This is a genomic window from Methanospirillum sp. (genome assembly GCF_035560735.1).
In the GTDB taxonomy this organism is placed as follows: Archaea; Halobacteriota; Methanomicrobia; order Methanomicrobiales; family Methanospirillaceae; genus Methanospirillum.
Genome location: NZ_DATMYY010000173.1, coordinates 1 through 5,327 on the forward strand (window position 1 = coordinate 1; position 5,327 = coordinate 5,327).

A 5,327-nucleotide genomic window follows, 5' to 3' on the forward strand; every position below is an offset into this window, starting at 1 on the left:
ATTTTTTGCTGAATTGAATAATCAGGGATTGGTGTTTGACCTGCAGAAAAGAAAAGGTTAGGTGTTTTTAATCGGGTTGGTGTCAACCGGATTAGTCACCCGCTTATCAGAGGTCTGGCTGGAATCAATGGTCCACTCAAGCTGTGGCATATCCTTGAGAGCGTCATCCTCCTCTGCAGTCAGGTTCGCTCTGACTTTAGTTCCGGTGAATGGTCCCCAGGTTCCGTCAGCATATGCAAAGATACCACTTAAGGCTGTACTGTTTTCGAATGTGATTTGAACAGCACCTGCCTGGTATGGTGGCCGGTACTCGGGTGCCTCCCACCAGAATCCATCCATAATCGGTGAACTGTTGGATGAGAAGTTACCCTGCATATATCCGTTGTTACCTTTCACCTTGTATGACGCACGGATGATGTCATCACCGGTAAGGCGAACTGTCAGATTGCCAAGCAGATCTGTCTTCCATACACCGGAAACATCAGCGATCTGGGTGCCATTGGCCCACCATCCTGTCCAGAAATTTGATCGTGTATATGAACTGAAGTAATCCGAATAAGTGCCTCCAAACCAGTTCGGACCCCAACCTCCTCCTGATGAAGATGAATGGGACTCACTCTGCTGCTGGTAACATCCTCCTCCCCAGAAGTTCCAGTCGCATCCTGATGAAGACTGATAACTATCCTGTTGCGACCACCATGCGGCAGAAACTCCACAGGCAGTCATTACGATGAATATCATCGCAATTCCTAAACATACCCACAACCGTTTCATACCCGATACTATCTGTATGAATATAAAAACGTATGTGTGTGGTGATCAAACCTTCGTATGTGAAAAGGCATCTTTTGCTTCATTTTTCATTCCGAGCGCGGTATATGCATTGCCTAGGTTTGTCCATGCAACTTCATATGAATTATCAATCTGAATAGCATTCTGGTACGCCTGAATTGCTCCCTGATAATCTCCTGATAATGAGAGGGCATATCCTTTGTTGTTCCAGGTGAATGCATTTCCAGGATCCAATTTCAATGCTTTGTCATAATACAAAATTGCCTGGTTGTAATGATTTGCGCGGGTTTCAATATTTCCCGCTTTGACCCATGCGTCTGTGAGTGAGGGATTGATGGTGACAGCCTGCAGATACAGTTTCAGCGCCTCATCACTCCTGCCTGTTTTATCGATTGCAAAGGCAAGGTTTGTCAGACTGTGCGTATCGCTCTCATCTATGACAAGTGCTTTCTGATATGCCTGAATTGCTTTTTCATACTCTGAAAGGTCAAGAAGGTAGATGTCGCCGAGAGTGTACCATAGGATGATCGAATCAGGGTAAAGATTCAGAGCCTTGTTTACTGTTGCTATGGCTTCATCGCTCTTCTTCATTTTTGAAAGTGAGAGAACTTTCAATCTCCATGCCAGGAAGTTAGTCGGGTTTTTTATAATTGCCTTATCCATTAAAGCTACAGTCTCTGGATAATTTCCTTTTCCAAAGAGGGTAAGCCCTTCGGTAACCAGATCCTCAACGTCTGCAGGTTTCGTTATGGATCCTGCACTCTTAGGGTTTGCAGGGGTAACCGAAGGCCCTGAGTACTTCAGGGGCAGCTCATCTGTAATACCGGTCAGAACCGTATAGGCAGCATCGCACAACCCGTCTCCGTCAATGTCAGGGCATGTCTGTGAATATCCTTTTCCATCTGATGATGCCCAGGCATTACCTCCTAAATACGATCCCCCGACTATGTTTGATCCCTCAGATTTTTTCGCGTTCCAGCCATAGTTCGGCTTACCACCCTCCTGAATATTCACATTGTTATCATTTTCAAGATAATTATCAGAGATAAGGTTCACTTTTTCAGGTGTGACACTGCCTGAGATGAGAATCCCTTCACCACTATTTCCAACTATTCTGTTCTGACTAATGATGTTGCGACCTGATGGCTGGAACATGATCCCTGTGATCTTATTCATGAAAATTGAATTTCCGGTTATCGTATTCGTATCTGAGTAATAGAGATTAATTCCTCTGAGATTTCCTGTCAGGTTATTTTCTGATATGATGTTTTCAGAACTCTCTTCCAAATAAATCCCGGGCGGAGAGTTCTGCTCACAGGTGTTGTTCAGGATCGAATTCTTCAGAGAAGATTTCAGAACAATACCTCCATTTCCGTTCCCCGAACAGGTATTCTTCTCGATAGTATTTGTTGTGGAGCCTCCCCTGAGCAGGATTCCTTCCTGATGACTCAGGATTACTGAGTTCCCGGTGATTCTATTTCCCATAACACCATCAAGAACCATTCCGACAAGATTCTTCTTCAGTTCGTTTGAACTCAAGACAGAGTCAGTGGTTCCTCCTTCTAAAATAACACCATACTGGGCATTCCCGTTCATCGAACTCTTCCTGATCTCTGCATGTGTTACACCTGAAAGGATCATTCCGATAGAGTTGTAAGGAAGACGACAGGTATCTATCACGAGATCGTCTGTATTCCTGGCTTCAATCCCCACATAGGTTCCCATCACAGCAAGGTTTCTTATTGTGATATTTTTAAGCCGGCTCTTATCTGGTGATTCTATCACAATTCCCCGTTGCATGGGAGGAGAATCAAGTCCGAACTGTACCGCAAATCCTTCTATCTGGTGTTCTGATCCATCAAGTGTAACATCAGATGAGGAGATCCTGATGATAGTCCCTGAAGAATCAAGAATATCTGAACCAAGTGAATAATCTCCGGGCTTTGTGATCTCAACCGATTGTGTAATAACTAAAGGTGCTCCCTCCTCTTCTGGTGGTGTAGGGGTGGGAGATGGAGATGCTGTGACAGATGGTGAAGGAGTTGGTGTTGGCGTTTGATTACCAGTTGTTGAGGTGTTCTGCAGATATTCATACATCTTCACTGCGTCAGGAAGACCATACCCGTACACCGGATTCCATCCCTTCTGTCCGAATGGTGTTGCTGTCTGGAACATGGCATCTTTCATTCCTGTTCCTGATGCCATAGGAAACAGACTCCACTCCAGGGCAAGAAGACCGGCAATGTGCGGAGCAGCGGCGCTTGTTCCTGTAAATGGGGTTGGAAATCCCCCAGCCCCAGATACATCTACCGAGTTGATTCCGGTGATGTCTGGTTTTTTACGCTCTTCAGATGCCGGGTGAGCGATGGTAACTTCACCCTGGGATGAAAATTTTTCTATTGTCGGTGTCATTATGGCAGGAACTGCTGCCACTGATATTACATCGTCTACTGCTGCCTGTCCAATGATAGAGTCTGAAGAGACTATGTATCCTTCCGGAATAGATACAAGATTTTTATCAGTCTTCAGGATAAGTTCAAGAAGTTTAGGTTCTGCCTCATCTGCCTTTTTCACCCTGATCTCAGCATTCAGTGGCTTGTCCCCGATGTACTGATAATATAGTTTTTCAAGTGAGCGTTTTTCTCCGCTTTCTGTACGTTCACTTACCGCTATCTCGGCTCCTGTTTGCCGGTCATACAGATACAGGCTATACGGATTTTCCCGCTGCTCATAAGAGTCATCCCATTCAAGGATTGTCCCGATAAATCCTCCTGACTTAATATCAACCGGAATTCCGGGTGATCCGTTGAATGAATTGAAACCTCCACCTGCATCGGTATACATTCCCTGATAATGCTGTTGTCCATTATTTCCAGCTGCAGACACATAGAGCAGATCCGGATGCTGGATGAGAATTTCTTTCAGATGTGCAGCAGTTCGCCCATCTTCGAAGTACGGAATCTCAAGAAGTCCAACATCATCAACAATAATGTTGCAGCCTGCTGCTACGAGATTATCTATTGCTTCTGAAAAACTGAGATCATTGTCTCCAGAATTTGCATAATAAAGTGAGGCATTCGGAGCGATGTCATGGATGATCTCGAGCATCGCTGTCCCTTCGTCCATCTTTCCGTTTTTCAGGACATGAACATCTGATGGGAGATCATCTGTTTTCTGAGCGTCTGCAAGGTGTTTTACTCCGTTTGAGATAACACCTACCCTTATTCCATGACCATCTCCTCCGGTAAGATTTCGAAGTTGACTCGTCTTCATGATCTCATCTCCGGCAGTAGTTACACTCCCTATACCTGAAACCGGAGAGATAAGACAGAGAATACAGAGTATGAAAATAATCACTCCAATCTTCTGCGCTAGTTCAGTTCTGGAGAATCGTAAAGAATTGTTCATGTTGACAAATCTCCGAGATTGATATTTTTGAAATTAAGAGGTTTGACTGACGTATCAGAGAGGTTTTTTAAAGGACTTATCTCATGTGCGTTTATGTACTCTACCGTACAAAATCCCTGGTTCTTTGACTTTTCATTGGCAGACCAGGTTGATTCATCTGAATCTATGATCGTGTAGGATCCTTTCTTAAGAACCTGCCCGGTTCCATCTGAACTGTCAGGTACAACAGTCCACCTTGCATTTGGCACTCCTCCCTGCCCATTTTCACCGGTTGCCTTCCAGGGTCCGAAGATAGTTCCATCAGAACTTTTCAGTCCGATCGTTCCGGGTACTGATCCCCCTTGTCCGTTGTTCCAGTGATATGTGGAGATAGACAATACCTGAACATCAGTTTCAAATGAAATAGTAGTTGGGGACGTGGGGTGATTTGTAACTGCATCGCTGTTTTCGTTTGTCCATGTTAAGCCCATCTTCATGGCAAGAATCGGAGCCTGGGCTGTCTCACTAATTCCTCCCTGGGGAGTAGGAGTCTGTGTCGGCTGAGGCATGACCTGCGGTGTTTCACTCTGTCCTCCCTGCTGACTGGTCACTTTTGCAACGGGCTGAACCAGTCCCTGAGGGTTCTCACTCTGTCCTCCTGTTGTACCACTGCCATCTGTCTGATCAGTGACTTGAGGAACAGGAGTCTGGGTGGGTTTCACTGTTCTGGTTGGAGATGCTGTCTGTGTTGACTGCACAGTCTCCATGGTACTGGGATTGATGGACTCTCCGGTGTCAATGTCAATGAGACTTACAGAATGGGGATCGTAATAATACTGGCCGATGATACGTCCAGGTTGGGTTTCTGAAAAGCGGGTGATCAAGTACCATCCTTTTTCTTTATTGGTGAATTTTCTGATGACAGAATCGTATCTCCAGTATGTTCGCGAGACCGGATCGTAAAACATTCCCGTTTTTGTATCCTGCAGCCACCGTTCTGGTGGTTTCTCCGCAATATTTTGAGGTACCGATGAACTGGTCTGGGCAGCATTTTCACCAGATGGTGTGTATGAGACAACCTTACTCGAAGAGATGCCTGATATTGAACTGCTTGACTGGGATATAGTGATTGATGCAGTAGTATCAGA

General features: G+C 45.2%; 3 protein-coding genes. All 3 read right to left on the reverse strand.

Annotation, left to right across the window (positions count from 1 at the left end):
• Positions 1–57: 57 nt before the first annotated feature.
• The gene (locus VN429_RS05240; RefSeq protein WP_325630561.1) at positions 58–774 is read right to left on the reverse strand and encodes a hypothetical protein; all 717 of its coding nucleotides are present in this window, start codon (positions 772–774) and stop codon (positions 58–60) included.
• A 45-nt stretch (positions 775–819) separates the two neighbouring features.
• Positions 820–4,200: a NosD domain-containing protein gene (locus tag VN429_RS05245; RefSeq protein WP_325630563.1), complete on the reverse strand. Its 3,381-nt coding sequence runs from the start codon at positions 4,198–4,200 to the stop codon at positions 820–822.
• Positions 4,197–5,327: hypothetical protein (locus VN429_RS05250; protein WP_325630565.1), on the reverse strand; the 1,131-nt coding region annotated here is incomplete at its 5' end. The genes VN429_RS05250 and VN429_RS05245, both read right to left, overlap by 4 nt.

What these genes read in the sequence shown, in the direction of transcription:
- VN429_RS05240 (WP_325630561.1), bottom strand. Translation starts at nt 774, where the DNA reads ATGAAACGGTTGTGGGTATGTTTAGGAATTGCGATGATATTCATCGTA.
- VN429_RS05245 (WP_325630563.1), bottom strand. Translation starts at nt 4,200, where the DNA reads ATGAACAATTCTTTACGATTCTCCAGAACTGAACTAGCGCAGAAGATT.